The sequence below is a fragment of the Arthrobacter sp. GW822-FHT05G07 genome, assembly GCF_058799755.1.
The window spans coordinates 1-711 of sequence record NZ_JBXALT010000008.1 but is presented as its reverse complement, the minus strand read 5'-3'; the positions used below and the strand labels follow the sequence as shown (position 1 = coordinate 711).

At 65.3% G+C, this 711-nt stretch carries 1 protein-coding gene; it reads right to left on the bottom strand.

What is annotated here, in order from left to right; translation table 11 throughout:
• Positions 1 to 87: 87 nt before the first annotated feature.
• Positions 88 to 711: LPXTG cell wall anchor domain-containing protein (locus tag AC1RJY_RS14465; protein ID WP_498602594.1), on the bottom strand; the 624-nt coding region annotated here is incomplete at its 5' end.

The following is a 711-nucleotide window of genomic DNA, read 5'->3' as shown; positions in this document are numbered from 1 at the left end:
CCCCCCCTCCCCTCTCCCCCCCCTCCCCCCCCCCCCCCCCCCCCCCCCCCCCAACAACTGCATGCGAAGTGAGATTGCTTCCCTGGCTTAGCGGCGGTTAGCTACTGCCTTGCGGCGACCGACTGCTGCGAGCACCAACCCCATCAGGAGCATGGCGCCTGCCCAGAGAACCCACTGACCGTTGAGTCCAGTGTTGGCCAAGGTGTTGGCACTTCCGACGGCGGTGGAGGCTGCCGCGGTCAACGCACCCTGCGTGGCACTCGGGACCACTACGCTGCTGGCTTGGGTGCCAACCGAGGCATACGTGGTGTTTGTGGTGCCTGCGACGGGAGTGTTGATGCCAGTTTCTCCACCAGCGTCAAGGCCACCACCTGCAGGCGGGTTCACAACCGGCGGGTTTACGACGGGAGGGTTCACAACCGGCGGGTTTACGACGGGAGGGTTCACAACCGGCGGGTTCACAGTGCCGGTAGAGCCACCACCGATTCCCACGGAGGTGGAACCAACGGTAACAGGGGCCGTGATCGGGATGATCACCTGAGTGCCGGAAAGAAGTCCGTCGTTCCCGGAAGTGGTGCTGTCTGGCGTCGTACCCGTCGGGGCAGTTCCGCCCGTGGTGCCAGTGTTCGCGGCGGACGAGTCACCCAGCAGACCAGCCGAGGTCGAACCAAGGTTTACCGGAGCCGTGATCGGAGCAACAACCTGGGTTCC